General features: G+C 70.0%; 18 protein-coding genes and 1 pseudogene. 13 read left to right on the forward strand and 6 right to left on the reverse strand.

Features of this window, described 5'->3' with window-relative positions:
* Positions 1-28: 28 nt before the first annotated feature.
* Complete coding sequence (locus BLQ62_RS01860; protein WP_082756359.1) at positions 29-1,285, forward strand: L,D-transpeptidase; 1,257 nt, start codon at positions 29-31, stop codon at positions 1,283-1,285.
* Between the two features lie 67 nt (positions 1,286-1,352).
* Here BLQ62_RS01860 and BLQ62_RS01865 read toward each other — a convergent pair whose 3' ends face one another.
* The gene (locus tag BLQ62_RS01865) at positions 1,353-2,471 is read right to left on the reverse strand and encodes a prolipoprotein diacylglyceryl transferase family protein (protein WP_160126343.1); all 1,119 of its coding nucleotides are present in this window, start codon (positions 2,469-2,471) and stop codon (positions 1,353-1,355) included.
* A 221-nt stretch (positions 2,472-2,692) separates the two neighbouring features.
* Here BLQ62_RS01865 and BLQ62_RS01870 point away from each other — a divergent pair, with 221 nt between their 5' ends.
* On the forward strand, positions 2,693-3,229 hold the full coding sequence (locus tag BLQ62_RS01870; RefSeq protein WP_019201637.1) for a hypothetical protein: 537 nt from the start codon (positions 2,693-2,695) through the stop codon (positions 3,227-3,229).
* 195 nt (positions 3,230-3,424) lie between these two features.
* Here the strand turns inward: BLQ62_RS01870 and BLQ62_RS01875 are convergent, their stop codons facing one another.
* On the reverse strand, positions 3,425-4,396 hold the full coding sequence (locus BLQ62_RS01875) for a M56 family metallopeptidase (RefSeq protein WP_019201638.1): 972 nt from the start codon (positions 4,394-4,396) through the stop codon (positions 3,425-3,427).
* A gap of 57 nt (positions 4,397-4,453) precedes the next feature.
* The gene (locus BLQ62_RS01880; RefSeq protein WP_040765956.1) at positions 4,454-4,819 is read right to left on the reverse strand and encodes a BlaI/MecI/CopY family transcriptional regulator; all 366 of its coding nucleotides are present in this window, start codon (positions 4,817-4,819) and stop codon (positions 4,454-4,456) included.
* Positions 4,820-5,102: 283 nt separating this feature from the next.
* Here BLQ62_RS01880 and BLQ62_RS01885 point away from each other — a divergent pair, with 283 nt between their 5' ends.
* Both BLQ62_RS01885 and BLQ62_RS01890 read left to right on the forward strand, forming a co-directional pair.
* Positions 5,103-6,593, forward strand: a complete 1,491-nt coding sequence (locus BLQ62_RS01885; protein ID WP_139057836.1) for an NlpC/P60 family protein — start codon at positions 5,103-5,105, stop codon at positions 6,591-6,593.
* Positions 6,594-6,804: 211 nt separating this feature from the next.
* Entirely contained in the window at positions 6,805-7,515 is a 711-nt protein-coding gene (locus tag BLQ62_RS01890) for a DinB family protein (RefSeq protein ID WP_068537235.1), read from the forward strand.
* A 6-nt stretch (positions 7,516-7,521) separates the two neighbouring features.
* Here BLQ62_RS01890 and BLQ62_RS01895 read toward each other — a convergent pair whose 3' ends face one another.
* Positions 7,522-8,406, reverse strand: a complete 885-nt coding sequence (locus BLQ62_RS01895; protein ID WP_068537233.1) for an Lrp/AsnC family transcriptional regulator — start codon at positions 8,404-8,406, stop codon at positions 7,522-7,524.
* Positions 8,407-8,628: 222 nt separating this feature from the next.
* Here BLQ62_RS01895 and BLQ62_RS01900 point away from each other — a divergent pair, with 222 nt between their 5' ends.
* From BLQ62_RS01900 to BLQ62_RS01910, 3 genes are all read left to right on the forward strand, one after another.
* The gene (locus BLQ62_RS01900; RefSeq protein WP_068537230.1) at positions 8,629-9,024 is read left to right on the forward strand and encodes a YybH family protein; all 396 of its coding nucleotides are present in this window, start codon (positions 8,629-8,631) and stop codon (positions 9,022-9,024) included.
* Positions 9,024-10,385: a purine-cytosine permease family protein gene (locus BLQ62_RS01905; protein ID WP_068565086.1), complete on the forward strand. Its 1,362-nt coding sequence runs from the start codon at positions 9,024-9,026 to the stop codon at positions 10,383-10,385. The genes BLQ62_RS01900 and BLQ62_RS01905 overlap by 1 nt, the downstream gene beginning before the upstream one ends.
* A 139-nt stretch (positions 10,386-10,524) precedes the next feature.
* Entirely contained in the window at positions 10,525-11,712 is a 1,188-nt protein-coding gene (locus BLQ62_RS01910) for a hypothetical protein (protein ID WP_139184137.1), read from the forward strand.
* A 2-nt stretch (positions 11,713-11,714) separates the two neighbouring features.
* Here the strand turns inward: BLQ62_RS01910 and BLQ62_RS01915 are convergent, their stop codons facing one another.
* Positions 11,715-12,299: a TetR/AcrR family transcriptional regulator gene (locus BLQ62_RS01915; RefSeq protein WP_068537224.1), complete on the reverse strand. Its 585-nt coding sequence runs from the start codon at positions 12,297-12,299 to the stop codon at positions 11,715-11,717.
* A 48-nt stretch (positions 12,300-12,347) separates the two neighbouring features.
* On the opposite strand from BLQ62_RS01915, the gene BLQ62_RS01920 reads away from it, so the two are divergent.
* The gene (locus BLQ62_RS01920; protein WP_068537222.1) at positions 12,348-12,962 is read left to right on the forward strand and encodes a DUF1345 domain-containing protein; all 615 of its coding nucleotides are present in this window, start codon (positions 12,348-12,350) and stop codon (positions 12,960-12,962) included.
* A gap of 18 nt (positions 12,963-12,980) precedes the next feature.
* On the opposite strand, the gene helR is transcribed toward BLQ62_RS01920, so the two are convergent.
* On the reverse strand, positions 12,981-15,179 hold the full coding sequence (gene helR, locus BLQ62_RS01925; RefSeq protein ID WP_068565082.1) for an RNA polymerase recycling motor ATPase HelR: 2,199 nt from the start codon (positions 15,177-15,179) through the stop codon (positions 12,981-12,983).
* 208 nt (positions 15,180-15,387) lie between these two features.
* Here helR and BLQ62_RS01930 point away from each other — a divergent pair, with 208 nt between their 5' ends.
* The 5 genes and pseudogenes from BLQ62_RS01930 to BLQ62_RS24060 all read left to right on the forward strand — a co-directional run.
* Complete coding sequence (locus tag BLQ62_RS01930) at positions 15,388-16,032, forward strand: ABC transporter permease (RefSeq protein WP_068537218.1); 645 nt, start codon at positions 15,388-15,390, stop codon at positions 16,030-16,032.
* Positions 16,029-17,201 carry an ATP-binding cassette domain-containing protein gene (locus BLQ62_RS01935; protein WP_068565080.1) on the forward strand — a complete coding sequence of 391 codons (1,173 nt, stop codon included), beginning with the start codon at positions 16,029-16,031 and terminating at the stop codon, positions 17,199-17,201. The genes BLQ62_RS01930 and BLQ62_RS01935 overlap by 4 nt, the downstream gene beginning before the upstream one ends.
* Entirely contained in the window at positions 17,198-17,995 is a 798-nt protein-coding gene (locus tag BLQ62_RS01940; protein ID WP_068565078.1) for an ABC transporter permease, read from the forward strand. Before BLQ62_RS01935 ends, BLQ62_RS01940 begins: the two co-directional genes overlap by 4 nt.
* A complete protein-coding gene (locus BLQ62_RS01945; protein ID WP_231857573.1) occupies positions 17,992-18,966 on the forward strand; it encodes a glycine betaine ABC transporter substrate-binding protein in 975 nt (324 codons plus the stop codon). The genes BLQ62_RS01940 and BLQ62_RS01945 overlap by 4 nt, the downstream gene beginning before the upstream one ends.
* A 77-nt stretch (positions 18,967-19,043) precedes the next feature.
* Positions 19,044-19,541 (forward strand): annotated as a pseudogene (locus BLQ62_RS24060) (cupin domain-containing protein); the annotation flags it as partial.
* Between the last annotated feature and the right edge of the window lie 63 nt (positions 19,542-19,604).

A 19,604-nucleotide genomic window follows, 5' to 3' on the forward strand; every position in this document is an offset into this window, starting at 1 on the left:
CGCGATGAGGCGGATCGAGGGAGGTTGAATGGTTCTGCAACGGCGAACTCTGCTGGCGCGGACGGCAACCGGAATCGGAGCCGTCGCGATCACGTCCGCCTGCGGTGTTGAGTGGGGCGCGGTGCCGCTGAGCGGCCCCTCGTCCTCACCGGAATCGTCCGGCGCCGGTCTACGGATCGAGTTGGCGCCGGCCGACGGCGCCGCGGAAGTCACGCCACGAACACCGGTCACTGTCCATGTCGTGGGCACTGGCGCCCTCGCCGAAGTCACGCTCACCAACGAGGCGGGGCGTGCCGTTGCCGGCACGTTGGACGCACCGCGCAAATTCTGGTCGGCCGGTGAGCCCCTTGGATTCGGCCGCACCTACCGCTTGCGAGCGGTCGCGGTCGATGAGGCAGGACGCCGGACCGAACGGCAGAGCACGTTCACCACGCTCGCACCACAGGCGCAGGTGACGATGGAGCTGGCAACGACGGCGGGCATCCCGGTCGGCGAAGGGCGGACCTACGGTGTGGGGCTGGTGCTAGTGGCGAAGTTCGACACCGACATCGCAGACCGCGCCGAGGCAGAACGTCGTATGAAAGTCACCTGTACACCCGCGGTCGAGGGAGCGTGGTGCTGGGTCTCGAATACCGAAGCGCATTGGCGACCTGAGAAATACCACACGCCGGGCACTCAGATCACCGTGGACGCCGCGCTATACGGTGTCCGCCTGGGCGAGCGCCTCTACGGCGCCGAGGACGTGCGTGCCAGTGCGACCATCGGCGCCTCGCATGTCTCGATCGCCGACGACGCGACCAAGACGGTCACCGTCTACGACGGCGGTAATCTCGTCCGTACGATGCCCACCTCCATGGGCATGGGCGGCAGCGAGATCATCAACGGCAACACCATCAGCTTCTGGACCCAACGGGGCATCTACACCGTGATGGACAAGGCGAACCCGGTGGTGATGGACTCGTCCACCTACGGGCTACCGATCAACTCGCGCTTGGGGTACAAACAGACGATCAACTACGCGACACGGATCAGCACAGACGGTATCTACCTGCACCAACTCGACAGTTCTGTGTGGGCGCAGGGCAACACGAACACTTCCCACGGGTGCCTCAACCTCAACGGTGACAACGCTCGATGGTTCTTCGACTTCTCGGTCCCCGGCGACATCGTCGAAATCCGCAACACTGGCGGCGCACCTCTCGAGCAATGGCAGAACGGTGACTGGAGTGTGCCCTGGCAGCAGTGGACCAAAGCCAGCGCCCTGGCGTCGTCGGAAGGCCGCTGACCAGGACGGAGAATGGGCGAGGCAGTCCGGATCTGTCTGAGCACATCCCGGTAGCCCCGCCGACTCGTCACAACGTCATCACCCATATCGCCACCGCGATCGCGGCCGTAGCACCTGCTGCGACTGCGGTACGCCCCCACCGAGTGTGCGGGTCGGAGCGCAGCGGAAACAGCACCTGCCGGATCAGCGCGTAGGCAGCGAGTCCGATCACGAAGATCGCTCCCGAGTGCCGGACGCCCAGGAACAGGAATTCGGCCCCTATCGCCAGCGTCCCGCACGCCGCAGCTTCAAACAGCTGCACCGGATAGCGTGAAGCGGCCACCCTCCGATCCGATGACCACAGTGACCACCGCGACACGGTGACCTTTCCAGCGCAACAGCCGGTCAGCCAACACCCCGGCCTCCCGACGGCCATCCCTGCGAGCAGTGCCGGGGCAGCAGAATCGAGCACCGCGCCCCATGACAGTCCGATCGCCGGCGCCCCCATCACCAAGACCACCGCGGCAGCGGCGTTGAACCCCTGAATGCAGGCTCCGGAGGACAGCAGCTTCCGTAGCGGCATCCGATGGATTGCCAAGAACCACAACCGCGCGCCGAGAAACCCCACAGCACAGGCCACACCGCTGATCCCCACCGCCGCGAATGCAGAGCCGCCAGCGAGGGAGACGTTCACTGCCATGAGCGCGACCGCGACGACAGCGCCGAGCCCCACCAGCAGCGGCCAACACCACGCTGCCACCGCGGGCCCGTGTGCCAGAGGCGCGAACACCGTCCGGACCCGCATCTGCTGGTCCGGAAGCTTCATCTCGCCCGCCAGCTCGCCCGCCTGCGTCGCAGCCGGTGTCCACGCTGCTCGCACCCGAATATCCCACTCGCCTGCCGGGATCCCCGATAGCCGCTCGGTCACAGCGACCGGCCGCCCGCGGGCCGCCGCGAGACTGACATCGCGCTGGCAGGTGAATCGCCCTTGCGTATCGTCGGCCTCGGCGCCGATCCGTAGGCCCTCGTACTGCATCCGGAGCGCACCGGGAGCGCTGACCGCGTCTAGCACGTACGTAGCGGACAGTCCTTGTGGCTCCGCTTCGTTCACTGGGTCGCAACCGCCCACCGGACCGGTGATCGTCGAGATCCTCTCCGACGCCTGCACCGCGTCATGCCGCACCGGCGCGCCGACGGATTCGGTCACCGTTGGAAGGCCCACGTCTGGATCCGGCACGCTAGAGAGATGTTTCATCGATCAGGCCTCTCCCGAGATTGAGCTACTAACACGCTTAGTAGGTAACTACTATGTTGAATAGTAGATGAGGGGCGGGCAGGCCCGCCACCAAGAACTACTATGTGATCTAGTAGTTATGCTGAGTTCGAGGAAAGACAAGCGCGAGGTGAGGAGGGTGCACTGTGAGTGGTATGAACCGCAGGGCGGTCATTGGACGGGTGCGGTGGTGGCACGCAGCGGCTGGCGGTGCGCTGATCGCACTGGTGATCGCGATCCCCTCCCGAGTGCTTCCCAATCCTGTCTTCACCCGGATGACGCCGGTGCGCTGGTGGGACTACCTCGTCCTCGTGGTGGTGACCGTTCTCGCGGCCGCCTGGCTGGCAGCTCCGGTGGTGGCCGGGTGGAATCGTGGTGCTGTGCGAGGCACTTCCGGTGTGGTCCTGTCGACGCTCGCGGTGGGGTGCCCGTTGTGTAACAAGGTCGTCGTCGCGATGTTGGGCGCGTCGGGAGCGTTGACGCTGTGGGCGCCGCTGCAGCCCCTGGTTGCTGTCGTCTCGGCCCTCGCCATGGGTGCCGCGGTCGCCACCCGCTGGGGGATACGGTGGTCGTGGCGGGGCGGCGAGCCTGAGCATCCGCTACAGGTGAGCGAATGCCCCGCCGGGGTGTGCGACCCCTCGGCGAAGATGCCTGTGGCTGTGGACACGACCGCCGGGCATCGGCATTCGTGACTCGTCGAATAGCGGCACCGGAGCGTAGTGGCTCAAGGACGTAGGCGCTCGGGACTCGGTGTACGGTCGCTGAAATGCGACTCGTGGGTCGCACTCGCTAGTCACGATGAAGCGTCGCAGCGGATGTTGCTGCGCAGTTGGCCCCCCGGGGAACAGGCAAATCTCTCTGTCACGCTGCGCCACGGGCGCAGCGGGCTAGAGCGCTGGGCAGGAAATAGCGGACACGACGAGGGCTGCAAGCGCCACCGTAGCGGCTGATCCCAGGGCGGTGGCCGCGGCGACCGCGCCGCAGTGGCGCACGCGAGCACTGCGGCTCGCTGCGGGGAGCTGTAGGCGGCGGGCCCGCGCCGAGGTCGCGGTGGTCGCCATCGCCAGAGTAGGGCCCCGCCCGGCTGTCCCTGATCGCTGCCGCACCGATTGTGCGGAGGCCATCTGCAGCAGGGCCCGGTGTACCGTGGCCGCCCCGCAACGGCGTGCTGCTGCTCCGTCAGCGATCGCCTCGACCAATTCCCGCACGGCGCTCGGGGCGTTCCGGCACAGCGGGATCGGGCGCAGGACCTGCCCGATGACCTCAGTGATGGCAACGATCAGGTGGTGGCGACCGCGGAGGTGTGCGTGCTCGTGTGCCAGCACTGCCGCCAGCTCGGAGGGTGCCAACAAGGTCTGTAGGCCGCGGGAGATCACCACCATCCCGCCCCTGGGTGCGGCGATGGCGAATGCCAAGGGGGCGTCGTGCTCGAGGCACCACACTCGGCCGTCCCCGGCGGCTGGACTGGCCACCAGCCTTATTCGGTCGCAATGCAACGTCGCGACCGCCCGCCGGCGCGCGAGGACGAAGACGCAGCGCACGCCGGAGATCACGACGGAGCCCGCAATGAGCGCGGCTAGTGCGGCGCCGGTCGCCCGGCGTCCCTGCGGCACGGTGCCATGGACCGCCAGGGACCAGCAGTCTCCGAACGCAGTGGTTACCGAGTAGTCTGCGTGCAGCGGCAGCAACAGTGCCACGATCGCTAACGCCGTCAGCAGTCCAAGCATTGCCAGCGCTCCCACCCAGCCGATGAGCAGGGCAACTGGATCGAGCCGCGTACGCCCCGCGCGGGTGAGCAGCACAGGTCCGGCAGCCGCGATCGCAGCCGCCGCGACGACCAATGCCGCGAACACCGTCATCGTGTACTCATTCCCTCCATCCGGGTCCGGATTCGGATCTCGCGCACCGGGCTTAGTCTATTGCTGCCGTGACCGACGGCGTAGTGCCCGCCGGATGACCTTTGATTCCTCGTCCGACGCGGACTCGGTGAAGTGCAGCAGCACTGCCTCAGGATCGCCGGATGCATCCAGCACGTCACGCAGCGCCTGGGTCGCAGCCTCCGCGCGGCTGAGTGTCGGCTCGTAGAAGTAGGCCTTGCCGACCTTCTCGCGTTGGACCCACTGCTTGCGGTGCAGGTTGTCTAGAACCGTCATCACCGTGGTGTAGGCCAGTGCCCGCCCGGTGTCGAGGGCATCGACCACCTCCTGCACCTTCAAGGCGTGCTCACTGTCCCAGAGCACTTGCATGACCGCGGATTCCAACTCACCAGGCAAGGGTCGCACTCCTCCTTAGTACTATCGTGGATAGTAGCAGGATCTTGATTGAATCTTGAATACCGCAGGCCAACCCCATTGTAGGTGGCAGTTAAGGCTCTGCATCTGCTCGATCACCGCTTCCCTCTGTGGCGTCTGTGACGTACGGTTCGGATGGTACTCAAGGGGTGCCGGTGCGGCGCGTCAAACTTTGCGTAAAAAGATTGCGCACCAACAATATTCCGCTTCTGATCCCCTCGCGTGGGCGCAACCTCCCCGCGGGGGGCGGTCGGCTCGTTGAAGGAGATGTTCCGTGGTGAATCAGCATCGATGGGCGTCTGGAATGCAGCGGGCGGCGGCGGTGACGATCGTGGCTGCGATCGTGGTCGGCGGAGCGGATCCTGCGTGGGCGCGGCACGTGGGAGACGACCCTCGAGCAGGTCACTCGGTCGCGGTGGTTCCTTCGTTGATCGTGCGCCTTGCGGACTTTGATCAGCAGATCGCGGCTTTGCAGAACGACGTTGACATTCGGCGGCAGTCGGTGAACAAGGCGGTGATCGACGTGGCGTTGGCCGCCGACGCTGCGCGGGCCGCGACGAATGCAGTAGTAGTTGCGGATCGGGAGGCCGTGGCTTCCGACCAGGCAGTGGATGCTGCTCAGCGCAGGCTCGATGAGATGCTCCGCGCCGCCTACATGCAGGGGAACACCTCGGGCGGGGTCGCGGATGCTCTGACCGCCCCGGATGGGCAGACGGCGGTAGACCGCACTGCGGTTCTTCGGCGCGTTGCTGCCGCCCAGGCAGGTACTGTCACCGGCCTCAATGACGCCCGGCGGCGGGCGCGATCGAGCCGCGATGCTGCGCGGATCGCGAAGATCTCCGCGGATGCAGCGGCTGGCGCGGCTGCCGACCGCCGCACCCGAGCGCAGGGGTCGGTGGCCCAGACCCTGGAGGCGCTGCGTTCGGCGACCGATCAACGCCGACGGTTGGATTTGCGTCGGCAGACGGCCGCAAGGGCGCTCGCCGAGGCGAAGGCGAAGTCCGGGGATGCCGCAGGTCAGCAGCGGATCTATGACCAATACGTCGTCAGCGAACAGCAGACAGTGACGGTGCCTTCCTCGCAGCCGGCTCCTGCACCGGCGGCACCCCCGAACGCAAGCACACCCGTAGCGGCTCCTTCTGCGGCACCGGCAGTGTCGGCGCCCGGGGGGCCACCGTCGGCCGCGACCGCAGCGTCGTCGTTGCTCGGGCAACTGAGCAACCTGTTCGGGTTCACGCCGCAACCGCAGACCGCATCCCAGGTCCCGGCTCAAGCGGCAGCCCAGGTGCCTGCAATCCAGGCACCAGTAGCGCCTGTGTCAGTCGCGTCGATGTCGGGCAAGCAAATGATTGACACGGTCATTGCCCGGGGCCTGTCGGTGGTCGGCACCAGATATTCCTGGGGGGGTGGTGATATCAACGGCCCCACCGTCGGGGTCCGCGACGGCGGCGTTGCCGATACCTTCCGTGACTTCGCGAACCCGGGATTTGATTGCTCGGGCCTGACGCTGTTCGCATTTGCTGCCGTCGGCATCAAGCTCCCGCACTACAGCGGCTACCAGTACAACATCGGCAAGAAGGTTCCGCTCGCTGAGATCAAGCGGGGTGACCTGATCTTCTTCGGCCCGAATGCGAGCCAGCACGAAGCGCTCTATCTGGGTGACAACCAGATGCTTGAGGCACCCGAGTCCGGATCGACGGTCAAAGTATCGCCGCTGCGCACCGACGGCGCGATGCCCTACGTGGTCCGGCTGATCAATTCGTAGACCCAGTTCTAGTTACGACCTGTCGAAGGCTGTGGGAACGGTACTGCTGCTGGAGTGGGAGTCCGGCGACGGCCTGAATGCTGTGGTGGAAATGCCATGTTGCTGGGACTGGCGAGATGCCAACTCCGTGGGACTGCGTGATGCAGTGCAGGTGAGAAGGCTGACAGTCGCCAGGTAGGTCGGGACCCTACACCCGGCCTACCATCCGGACATGGCCCGCTACGCCGATGAGGATCTGACCGGGGCCGAGTTCCGGGAGTGCGATCTGTCCGGGGCGCGCTTCGTGGGTGCGGTGATGCAGGACGTGCGGATCGACGGGCTCGTCGCCGGCCTCGTGGTGAACGGGGTCGACGTGACGCCGTACGTCGAGGCGGAGCTCGACCGGCGCTACCCGGTGCGCCCGCTGATCCGCGCCGACGATCCCGCGGATCTGCGTCGCGCGGCGGCGCGGCTGCACGCCGACTGGGACGCCACGATCGATCGAATCCGGCGTACGCCGGGAATCGAGAATCGCACCGTGAACGACGAGTGGTCCGCGGCGCAGACCTTGCGGCACCTCGTCTTCGTCCACGACTCCTGGTTCCGCCGCTGCTGCCGGGGCTCGACCGCGCTGTTCACGCCGCTCGGCGTCGGCCCGGAATCCGGCCCCTACCGCGGCACCCACGGCGTGGATCCCTCGCTCGATCCGCCGTTCGACGAGGTCGTGACCGTGCGCGCCGCCCAGACCGCCGAGCTGGAGGCCTGGCTCGACGGGATCACGCCCGCGCGGCTCGCGGTGCCCGCGCCGGTGCCCGACGACGACGTCTGGCCGCCGTACGCGCGTGGCCGCTCGGTGCTGCAGTGCCTGCGCACCGTCCTCACCGAGACCTTCGAGCACCACCGCTACTGCGTGCGCGACCTCGACCTACTCGCCGCCGGCTGAGTCCGCTCAGCCCGCGGCCGCACTCAGCGAGGCGTACGACTCCTTGACGAAGCGCAGGTGCGACCAGGTCTCCACCGTTCCGACGGCGGGCAGTGCCCGGACCGCGTCGACCGTCGCGGCCAGTCCCGCGGCCGACGGTGCCCGCACCGTCACCAGGAGGTCGAAGGCGCCCAGCGTGCGCGCGAGGAAGCCGGCGCCCGCGATCGCGCCCACCTCGCGGGCGGCCTCCCGCACGTCGCCGCGGACACCGATCCCCATGCCCAGCGCGTGCTCGGAGCCGCGGCTGGCGATGGGGCCGATCCGCACCACCGAGGCCGCCACCAGACGCAGGACCCGCCGCCGTGCGGCCGCCGCGGAGAGTCCCGCCGCCGCACCGAGCCGCACGTATGAGGCGCGGCCGTCGGTCTCGAGGACGCGCAGGAGCGCCACGTCGGCCTCGTCGAGCTGAGCCGTCGGCTCGCCCACCGGACCCACCGCGTCCCGGATCACCTCCCGGTAGCCCAGCGCCTCGACGTGCGCCACGCCCGGCATCGCGCGCAGGCGGGTGAGGGTGGCGTCGACCGCGTCGTCCGAGCCGGTGCGGATCTCCGCGGCCACGGCGAACCGGCCGGTGGTGACGGACACGTAGACCACCTCCGGCAGCGCGGCCGCCGCCTCCGCGACGGGGGCGGCGGCACCGTCGACGGCGATCCGCGCGTAACAGATGCTGCCGCGGCCGAGCACCGAAGGATGCACCACGCCCTGCACCGTGAACGCGCCGGACTCGGCGAGCCGGCGCAGCCGCGCGGCGACCGTGGCGCGGGTGATCCCCGCGGCGGCCGCGAGGTCGCGGTGACTGCGCCGGCCGTCGTCGGCCAGCAGGTCCACCAGGAGCCGGTCCACCCCGTCCATCGCCGCCTCCCTGAACTTCGACCATCGACTTTTCGGTCGATCCCGTTGCGCCAATAGTGCACGGAAGTGGCCGGACACGCTCGGAAAGAAGATAAGAGGCAGCACACGAGTGCAGAACCTGCAGACGGAAGGACGTCGCTATTCGGAACTGCTTGCGGCCGCCTGTGGTGCCGCCTACAGTGGGCCGATCCGACGCGGGGAACCGCAGGTCAGGAGTTGGAAATGGACCACACGATCCCCGCGGGCGACGTGCTCGCCGCAGCCGATCGGATCATCGAGGCCTTCGCCGCCACGGACACCGAGCGTTACTTCGCCGGCTTCCACCCGCGGGCGAGCTTCGTCTTCCACACGGAACCGCGCACACTGGCCGACCGCGCCGCCTACGAGCGACTGTGGGCCGGCTGGGTCGACTCCGGTTGGCGCGTCCTCTCCTGCGCGAGCACCGAGCGCGTGGTGACGGTCGTCGGGCGGACGGCGGTCTTCAGCCACGCGGTGCACACCGTCACCCAGGACGGCGACGGCACCCGCACGGAGACCCGCGAGCGCGAGAGCATCGTCTTCGCCGTGGGCGAGGACGGCGCGCTCATCGCCGTCCACGAGCACCTCGCGGTCGCCTGATGCTGCGCGCCTACCGCCGCCTCGACGCCCACCTGAGCGCCGGCGCCGACGACGGCACCCCGGTGACCGGCGACCTCAGCGGCCGCCGCGTCTTCGCGATCTGGCTGGCCGCCAACCTCGTGGTCACCACGATGCTCACCGGCACGCTGTTCGTACCGTCGGTGTCGCTGAGCAGCGCGCTGTGGCTGATCCTCGCGGGCACCGTGGTCGGTGCCCTGGTGCTCGTCGCGGTCGGCAACGTCGGAACCCGCACCGGCCTGCCGACGATGGCGCTCACCCGCGCCTCCTTCGGCGTGCGCGGCAGCCGGATCCCCGTGGCCGCCAACATCGCCGTGCTCATGGGCTGGAGCTGGGTGCAGGCGATGCTCGCCGGCGTCACCGTGAACTACGTGGTGCAGCAGCAGACGGGGTACTCCAACCCGGCGCTGTTCTCGGTGCTGTGCGAGGTGATCGTGGTGTCGCTCGCGATCTTCGGCCACGCCGGCATCGCCAAGGTGGAACCGATTCTGGCCGTGGTGATCCTGGCGATCATGGCCTACCTCTTCCTCGACATGTTCGGCGACGGCTTCGCCCGCCTGAACGCGCTACCGCGCGACCCCGACGGCCTCAGCGGGCTCGGCATCTTCGACATCGTGGTCGCCACCGCCGTCTCCTGGACCGTTCTCTCGGCCGACATCAACCGGTTCGCACGGACGGAGCGCGGGGGCGTCATCGGCTCGGGGCTCGGCTACATCGCCTCGACGGTGGCCGCGATGACCCTGGGCGCCACCGCGATCGCGTGGCTGCTCGCGAACGGCGAGGACGCGCCGCCCTTCGATCCGACGGTGATCGTCGCCGAGTTCGGCGTCCCGCTCGCCGGGGTGGTCTTCTTCTCGGTCATGGCCACCAATTCGATGGCGGTGTACGGCATGGTCACCTCGCTGGTGAACGCCGAGCCCGGTCGTATCCGATTCCTGCCCGCCGCGCTGGGATTGGGTGTCGTCTCGATCGCAGGCTCGGCATGGCTCGCGCTGCTGGACAAGTTCACCTCCTTCCTCACCGCGATCGGGATCGTCTTCATCCCGGTCTTCGCGATCATCGTCGTGGACTTCTACGTGTTGCGTCGCGGCCGGTACGCGGCCTCGCTCGCCGAGGCCGGAGCGCGCACCTATTGGTACCGCGGCGGATGGAACCCGGTGGCGGTCGCGGTGTGGGTCGTGGGCGTGGCCTTCTCCTCCGTGATCACGTACGTGTGGGTCAGTCCCGTCGGCGCCACGGTGCCGACCTTCCTCGTGAGCGCCGGCCTGTACTGGGTCGCGAGCGCCACGGTGCGCGGCCGGTCGACAGCGGCGGAGGAACCCGTTGCAGCGCGATCGTCTTGACGACGCTCCTCCTCCGCGGCGATCCGCCTGCGAGAACCCGGGTGGCGCACGCGCCCAGCATTTTCGGGTGTGATGTATCAACATCTTTAGCCGACGATCATGCCCAGCCGGATCGCGCGTCCGCCGCTACCCTCGCCGTGTGACTGAAGCAACACAGCGCCCCGCGCGTAACGCGGGACACCTTTCCGCGCGCGCGATGCGCGCCGTCGCCGGCACCGGACTCCTCGCCGTGTTCGGCGCCATGACGGTGGGCGGCGCGATCTACGCGCTGACCGGATCGCCGACCCCCGCCGATCCGCCGGAGCCGCCGCCGGTGCGCACCGTTCCGGCGGCGCAGGGGCCGGCCGGGGCGCAGGCGCCGACCACCGAACCGGCCCGCGTCGCCCTCAAGGCCGCCGACGATTCGCGCACCATGTTCACGCTGCTCTCGAACGCGGTGACCTCGTCGACGTCCGGCCTGACCACGGCGATGGCCGGGGTGCCTCAGGTCTTCGACAGCGTGGCCACGGCCCGCGAAGGGGCGGCCGAGGTGGCTGCCGGCCTGGACGAGACCGAGAGCGCCTCCGCCGCGCTCGACCAGGTCTCCGCATCGGCGCAGGGGTGGTCCGGCACGATCGAGCAGCTGCAGGGCCTGTCGGGAATGACGACGTCGGTCCGCACCAACGCCGTGCTGCTGCGCAAGCGACTCATCGCGCAGCCGACGCCCGAGGCGAAGCAGACCATCGCCCAGCTCGACCAGGTCATCGCTGCGACCGACGGCTTCACCGCGCTGGAGACCGCGGACGGGCTCGCGGACTCGGTGGAGTCGTTGTCGCAGGCCTCGGCGTCGTCGTCGGCCTCCCTCGGTCGGGCGCGGACGGCGGCGCGCTCCCTGCGCGACGGCCTCGCGACGATCGAGGCGGCGAAACCGCAGGCGCTCGCGGCGGCGTCGAACCTTTCGACGGGCCTGAAGCAGCTGGGCATCGCCCTGAAGTCGATCGACGCGCAGCTCGCCCTGATCCAGTCGCAGCTGCGGGCCGAAGTGGGCACGAACTCGACGCCCGCCCTCGCCGCGGGCTCGCTCGCGGGGGCGGCGGACGATACGGGGACGCGCCTGGCCTGGTCCGTCTCGGCATCCGGCGCCGCGGGCATGCTCCTGTCCCTGTACGGGATCCGGCTCCGGAACCGCACCCGCACCCGCCCCGCGCCGGCGGAGGAGGAGGCGGCGCCACTCGCCGATCTCGCCCGTGCGATCAGCGAGATCCCCACGCCAGGACAGGGATTCCCGCGCCCGGACACCGTCCACACCGATCCGTGGCTGCCGGTGCAGTTCGCCCGCCAGGGCTGATCTCAGGGCCCCTCGGGATCGGGCGGGTCTCCGGCCGCGCCGAGTGCGACGTCGCTGAAGGTGCGGAAGGCGAAGGCGAGCGTCTCGGGGGATTGCAGTGTGCCGCTCTCGTACCCGACGAGCAGGTACAACGCGGTGGTCGCGTACTGCTGCGCGAGCGCGGGATCGCCGAGCACCTCGGTGTAGGCCTCGGCGATCACGTCGCGGCGCTCGCGATCGACCTGGGCCTGGTGCTGCGCGACCTCCGGATCGTGGGCGGCCCACACCCGGATGGCGGCCTCGGTGGCGTGCGGCAGGGTCATGCCGGTGTCGATGAGCGAGAGGAGCCGCTCCCGGGCGTCCGGCACCCGACGGGCCGCCTCGATGATCCGGTCGCTCTTCGTCTCCCGCCAGTACCCGATCAGCGCCGAGGTGAACTCGGGCCAGCTCGGGAACGCGTGGTAGAAGCTGCCCGTGGACGATCCGGCCTGTGCGCACACGGCGGCCAGCTTGAGCGCCGCGTGCCCGCGCTCGGCCAGTACCGCCAGGCCGGCCTCCAGGAAGCGCAGCTGGACGTAGCGCGACGGGCTGGAGCGGGCGGGGGACACGAGGCGATCGTATCCGCCGGGCGCCGAGCCCCGTGCAATGCTGGCCGCATGCGCAGCTCGATCCTGGTCCCCCTGCTCGAGACGGTCCTCACGCTGCTCGGACTGGCCTGGCTCGTGGCGGTCCTGGTCTTCGGCAGCGCGGCGCTGCCGCTGCTGGTCGTCTGGAACGTGGCGGCCGTCGCCTACGTGGCGGCGGGCTGGTTCCTGCTGCACCGGCGCATCCCCGTCGACGAGGACGACCCGAACCTGATGGCGGCGCCGCGCTGGCAGACCACGCTGTTCGCGACGGTGGTCAGCGGCTCCGGCCTGGTGGGCGGGCTGCTGATGATCGCCACCCGAGGGGAGGAACCCGATCCGGCCCTGCAGCCGGTCGCCGCCGCCACCGTCCTCCTGTCCTGGCTCCTGCTGCACACGGCGTTCGCGCAGATCTACGCGCGCGACTACTTCGCCGATGGGGGCCTGCAGTTCCCCGACTGCGAACGCCCGCAGCTCACCGAGTTCCTCTACTTCTCCATCACCATCGGCACGTCCTTCGCGGTCTCGGACGTGACCGTCACCCGGCGCTCCACCCGTCGCCTGGTGATCGTGCACAGCGTGCTCAGCTTCTTCTTCAACGCCGCCGTCGTGGCGATCGCCCTCGACTGGATCAAGGGTGGGGGCTGAGCACGCCGCGCACCGCGATCACCGGGCGGGAGCGGGATCCGCGAGACCGGACAGGCTCTCCGGCAACGGCTCCCGGTGCAGCACCCCGAGGCGCTGCGTGGCCCGCGTGAGCGCGACGTAGAGCTCCGCCGCACCGCGCTCGCCGTCCGCGAGGATCACCTCCGGGTCGACGACGAGCACCGCGTCGAACTCGAGCCCCTTCGTCTCCGCCGGCGGCACCGCGCCCGGCGTGCCGTCGGGCCCGATCACCACGGAGGTGCCCTCCCGGCCCGCCTCGTCGCGGACGAAGTCCGCGATCGCCCCGGCGATCTCCTCCTCGTCGCCCACGCGCCGCGCCCACGGGCGGGTTCCCGAGGCGCGCACCGACTCCGGCGGGACGGTGCCGGGCGCGAACCGGGCCAGCAGCTCCGCGGCCACGTCCATGATCTCCGACGGGGTGCGGTAGTTCACCGTGAGCGCGGTGTACGCCCACCGCCCCGCCACGTACGGGTCGAGCATCTCCGCCCACGACCGCGCGCCCGCGGGGGCGCTGCGCTGCGTGAGATCCCCGACCACCGTGAAGGACCGGGACGGGCAGCGCCGCATGAGCACGCGCCAGTCCATCGCCGAGAGTTCCTGCGCCTCGTCGACCACCACGTGCCGGTACACCCAGGTGCGGTCCGCCGCGGCCCGTTCCACCAGATCGCGCGTGTCCCGCTCCTCGAACCGACCCGCCAGATCGTCGGCGTAGAGCAGGTCCGTGGCGAAGAGGTGATCCTCGTCGTCCATCGAATCCGACCGGGACACCAGCGAATCCAGCACGCCCTCCGCGAACTCCGCTTGTTCCCTGCGGTTCTCGGCCGCCGCCGCGTCGTCCGCGGCCTCGTGCGGCCCGAGCAGTTCGGCGAGCTCGTCGAGCAGGGGCACGTCCGAGACGGTCCAGGCGGCACCGTCGGACCGCAGCAGCGAGGGGTCCGCCCCCGCCGCGGCCAGCCGTTCCGGCGAGCCGAGCAGGTCCGCGAGGAGCCGCTCGGGCGACAGGACTGGCCACAGCGCGTCGACGGTCCGCCGGAACGTCCCGTCCACCGCGAGGTCCGCGAGCATGCTGCCGCGCATCTCCTCCCACGCCCGCGTGTCCTCGCGGCGCAGCCACTGCTTCCCGACCCGACCCAGCGCGCGTTCGGTGATCGCCCAGGTGAGGACGTCGAGGAAGACGGAGCGCGCCTGGTTGTGCGGTCGTCCGCTCTCCCGCGCCTCGTCGCGCGCCCAGCCGACGACGTCGGCGGTGATCCGCACGTCCGTGTCACCGAGCCCGATGGTGACGGGTGCCTCCGGGAGGCGCGGGGCGTCCGCGACCGCCGCCGCGAGCACGCCGGCCATCGCGGCGGATCCCTTGATCCGTGCCACGGCGGGCGCGTCCTCGGCGTGCGCCGCCACCCCGGGGTAGAGCGTGCCGGGCGTCGCGAACACCACGTCGGACTCGCCCAGCGAGGGCAGCACCCGGTCGATGTGCCGCAGGAAGGACGTGTTCGGCCCGACGACGAGGACGCCGTGCCGCTCGAATCGCGCCCGCTGCGTGTAGAGCAGGTAGGCCACGCGGTGCAGCGCCACCACCGTCTTACCGGTGCCGGGCCCGCCCTCGATCACGGTGACCCCGGGATCGTCGGAGCGGATGATCCGGTCCTGGTCCGCCTGGATCGTCGCGACGATGTCGCGCATCCCCGCGCCGCGCGGCGCGGTGACCGCGGCCAGGAGTGCGGCGTCGCCGCGGGCGTCCGCGCCGGGACGCCCCAGCATCTCGTCGGTGAACGCGGTCACCTCCCGGCCGCGGCTGAGGAACTGCCGCCGCCGGTGCACGCCCTCCGGGTGCGCGCCCGTCGCCGTGTAGAAGGGGCGCGAGGCCGGCGCGCGCCAGTCCAGCAGCAGCTCGCGCTCGCCGTCCTCGTCGTCGAAGAGGCCCAGGCGTCCCACGTACCGCGTGCCGACGGTGCCGCCGGGCTCCCCGTCGAGCCGGCCGAAGGCCAGCCCCTCCTCGGCGACGTCGAGGCGCCGCATCTCCCGCGCGGAGGTCATCACGTCGCCCTCCCGGTCCACCGCCCGGCCCTCGTGATCGCGCAGGGCGTCGGAGTAGCGTCGACGCGCCCGGGCCCGCTCGGCGTCCAACCGCGCGTACAACCCCGCCACGTACGCACGCTCCTGCATCAACTCGTCGGTCAGTTCGTTCTCGTTCTCGGACATGCACCCACCTCGTCGAAATCGGATCCGGCCAGCGAGTATGCGCGCTCACCGGGGCCTTGCGGCAAGGCCCCGGGTGCGTTATAAGTTGAAGAGGGAAAGGGATTCCTCGGTGCTGTGCGCCCTCTCCCGGTGCCGTCCGGGCCCACCATTTGCGATCACTCTGGTGCGAACCGCGCGCGAAAGCCCCACTGTCTGTAGATTCTGACGGGTGGACCTCCGAAGATTCCTCGACGGTCGTGGGGGTCAGCTCGGCTTCCTCACCTACCAACACGCCTCCCTGGTGATCCAGTGCGTGCTGCTGGGAGTGCTGATCGCACTGGTGATCGCGTCGCTCGTGTACCGCACCCGCGCGGGCGCGGCCTTCGCCACCGCCATCGCCTCCGTCGGTATGACGGTGCCCTCCCTCGCCCTGCTGGCCCTGCTGCTGATCGTCTTCGGCCTGGGCGTGACCCCGTCGGTCACGATGCTCACCTTCTACGCCACCCTGCCGATCCTGACCAGCGCCATCGTCGGCCTGCAGGCCGTGCCGCCGGCGCTGGTGGAGGCCGCCCGCGGGCTGGGGATGCCCCGCTGGCGGGTGCTGACCACCGTCGAGCTGCCGAACGCCTGGCCAGTGATCCTCACCGGGATCCGGGTCAGTACGCAGTTGGTGGTGGGTGTCGCCACGGTGGTGGCCTACGTCCTGGGCCCCGGCCTGGGCTCCCTGATCTTCTCCGGCCTCGCCCGCCTCGGCGGTGCGGGCGCACTCGAATCCGCGTTGGTGGGCACCGTTCTCGTGGTGGCCGTCGCGCTCGTACTCGACGGTCTCCTGGTTCTGCTGGGCCGCCTCACCGTCTCGAAGGGACTGCGATGAGTCAAACGACGGGCGTATCGATCGAGCTGGAGAAGGTGATCAAGCGCTACCGCGGGCAGGACAAGCCGGCGGTCAAGGAACTCTCCATCGCCATCGAGGCGGGGGAGACGGTGGCGATCGTCGGGCCGTCGGGCTGCGGCAAGACCACCACGCTGAAGATGATCAACCGGCTGATCGAGCCCACCTCCGGGCGCGTGCTGATCGGCGGCACGGACGTCACCAAGGCCGACGTCGACGACCTGCGACAGGGCATCGGCTACGTGGTGCAGGCCGGTGGCCTCTTCCCGCACTGGACGGTCGAGAAGAACATCGGCGCGGTGCCCGGGCTGCTCGGCTGGGACAAGGCCCGCACCCGGGCTCGCGTCATCGAGCTGCTCGAGCTCGTCGGGCTCGACCCGACGGAGTTCCTCGGCCGCTTCCCCAAGGAGATGTCGGGCGGCCAGCAGCAGCGCGTCGGCGTGGCCCGTGCCCTCGCGGCCGATCCGCCGGTCCTGCTCATGGACGAGCCCTTCGGCGCCGTCGACCCGATCACCCGTGTGCGCCTGCAGGATCAGCTGCTGGCGATCCAGGAGGACCTGCACAAGACGGTCGTGATCGTCACGCACGACGTCGACGAGGCGATCAAGCTCGGAGATCGGGTGCTGATCCTCTCCGAGGGCGGCCAGATCGAGCAGTTCGGCACGCCCGAGGAGATCCTCACGGCTCCGGCCAACGACTTCGTCGAGGAGTTCGTCGGCTCGGGCGCCACGCTCAAGCACCTCTCGCTCAGCTCCGTCGGTGAGATCCCCAGCGCCCCCGTGGTGCTCGCCCGTCCCGGTGATCCGTCCGAGGAGGTCGCCGCGCGCGCCAAGGAGGCAAGACTGAGCTGGGTGGTGGTGGTCGACGAGCACGACCGGCCCCGCGCCTGGCCCTCGGTCTCCGAGGTGCTCAGCAAGCCGGTGGTCTCGACGTACGTCGATCAGCGGCTCCCCGTCGCCGAGCGCACCGCGACCCTCGCGGATGCACTCGATCTGATGCTGGCGTCCAGCCAGGGCGGCGTGCTGGTCACCCACCGCGGCAAGGTCGTCGGCGCGCTCACCATCGAGCAGGTGGCGCAGCGGATCCGCGAGCGCCAGGCCATCGCCAATCCGGAACAGGCCGCCGACACCTACCGGGCGGCGCCGTCGTGACCGCCGCGGCGAAGGCGCCCAAGACACCGCGCATCGGCCCCACGCCCCGGTTCGCCGGAGGCGTGCCGATCGACCTGGTCCTCGAGCCGCTACTGGTGGTCGTCGGGTTCGTCGGCTACCTCATCTGGCACGCGACACAGACCTTCTCGGAGACCGAGGCCGTGCAATTGCAGTGGTCCGCACTCGGCGAATCGGTGGCGCAGCACGTGTGGCTGACCGTGGTCTCCGCCGTGCTCGTGGTGCTCATCGCGATTCCGCTGGGAATCCTGGTGACCCGCAAGAAGTTCGCCCGCGTCGCGCCCGTCATCGTGGCGCTCGCCAACGTCGGCCAGGCAGCGCCCGTCCTGGGCATGGTCGTGCTGTTCGCCATGTGGTTCGGTACGGGGCGCTGGACCGCGGTCGCCGCGCTGGTGGTCTACGCCGTGCTGCCGATCCTGCAGAACACCGTCACCGGCCTGCGGCAGGTGGACGGCCGCGTGATCGAAGCCGCGCGGGGGCAGGGGTTCTCGGCCTTCGCAACGCTGGTCCGGGTGGAGCTGCCGCTCTCGGTGCCGGTGATCCTGCACGGCGTGCGGACCGCGCTGGTGATCCTCGTCGGCACCGCCACCCTGGGCACCTTCATCGGTGCCGGCGGCCTCGGCGTGCTCATCACCACCGGCGTCACGCTGTACCTGCCGCCGCTGCTCTTCTCGGGCGCCCTGCTCGTCGCGCTGCTCGCGCTCGCCATCGACTGGCTGGCCCGGCTCGCCGAGTACCTGCTGGCGCCGCGTGGCCTGCGCGGGGTGACCGCGTGAGCGGGCGGGCGCGCGTGCGGCGCGCACTGCTGCCGGTGCTGACCGCGCTGTCTCTGGTCCTCGCCGGCTGCGGGCTGGAGAGCTCGTCCGGCCACTTCGTGCACGCCGAGCCCGTCGACGGGCAGCGCCCGCTCGCGGGCGCGAAGATCTCCGTCACCTCGAAGTCCTTCTCCGAGGGCATCCTGCTCGGCAAGATCAGCACCACGATCCTGCAGGCCGCAGGCGCGGAGATCACCGACCTCACCAACGCGCCGGGGTCGATGTCGTCCCGCGGAGCGATGACCAGCGGTGCCGCCGACGTCTCCTGGGAGTACACGGGCACCATCTGGGTGAGCTACCTCAAGCAGACCGAGACGATCAGCGATTCCGCCGCGCTCTGGACCCGCGTGCGCGACGCGGAGCGGGCCAACGGCATCGAGGTGCTCAGCCCGGCCCCGTTCAACAACACCTACGCCTTCGCGGTGACCCCCGCGCAGAAGGCGCAGCTGAACCTGAACACCCTCAGCGACCTGTTCCGGCTGCCGCCGGCGCAGCGCTCGCTGTGCGTGGATCCCGAGTTCCAGTCCCGCCCCGACGGCCTCGGGAGACTGCTCGAGAAGTACGAGGTGCCGCTCGGCGGCGCGACGCCGGCGAACACCGTCACCACGATGGACGCGGGCGTCATCTACTCCGCGATCTCGGGCGACACCTGCCTCGCGGGCGACGTCTACGCCACCGACGGCCGCATCCGGAAGCTGGGCCTGCAGCTGCTCGAGGACGACCGGAAGTTCTTCCTGCCGTACGACGGCGTCCCCGAGGTGCGCTCGGATGCGCTGGCGAAGTACCCCGCCATCAAGGACGTGCTGGGGAAGGTGAGCGCGCTGCTGACCAACGAGACGATGCAGGAGCTCAACGGGAAGATCGACATCGACGGCAAGGACCCCGCCGACGTGGCGGCCACCTGGCTCCGCGAGGTCGGCCTCGTCCGCTGAGCCCGGCTCGAGGGTGCTTTCGGTCGCGCTGAGCGCAATGGTTCACCGGGGCCGCGTGCCGTCCGACACTGAGTCGCATGACGCAGCACGCACCGGACCTGTTGGCGCTCACCGCGACCGAAGCGGCCAAGGTGTGTGCGGGCCATTACGACCGCGTGATCCCCACCGACTGGCCGGTGGGCGAGCGGTGGGCGACCCGGCTCTGGGGCGACGACGACGTGGACGTCTGGCTGATCAGCTGGGTGCCCGAACGCTCGACCGAACTGCACGATCACGCCGGCTCGGCGGGTGCGCTGACGGTGGTCTCGGGAGCGCTCGCCGAACGACTCTGGGACGGCGAGGCGCTGCGCGAGCGCCGCATCGACGCGGGCGGGCAGGCCGCGTTCGACCGCGGCTGGGTGCACGACGTGACCCGGCATGCGGACGCGCACGACGCCGCGACGGGGGAGGCGGCCACACCCACCCTCTCGGTGCACGCCTATTCGCCGCCGCTGACCGCGATGTCGTACTACGAGGTCACCCCCGGCGGTAGGCTCCGCAGGGTGCGCAGCGAACTGACCGACGAGCCGGAGGGCCCCACCGGCGGGCACGGCGTCGACGAACTCCTGGCGAGCGCCCGGGACCGGATCGACCGCGTC

Source organism: Tsukamurella pulmonis (genome assembly GCF_900103175.1).
GTDB classification, from domain to species: Bacteria; Actinomycetota; Actinomycetes; order Mycobacteriales; family Mycobacteriaceae; genus Tsukamurella; species Tsukamurella pulmonis.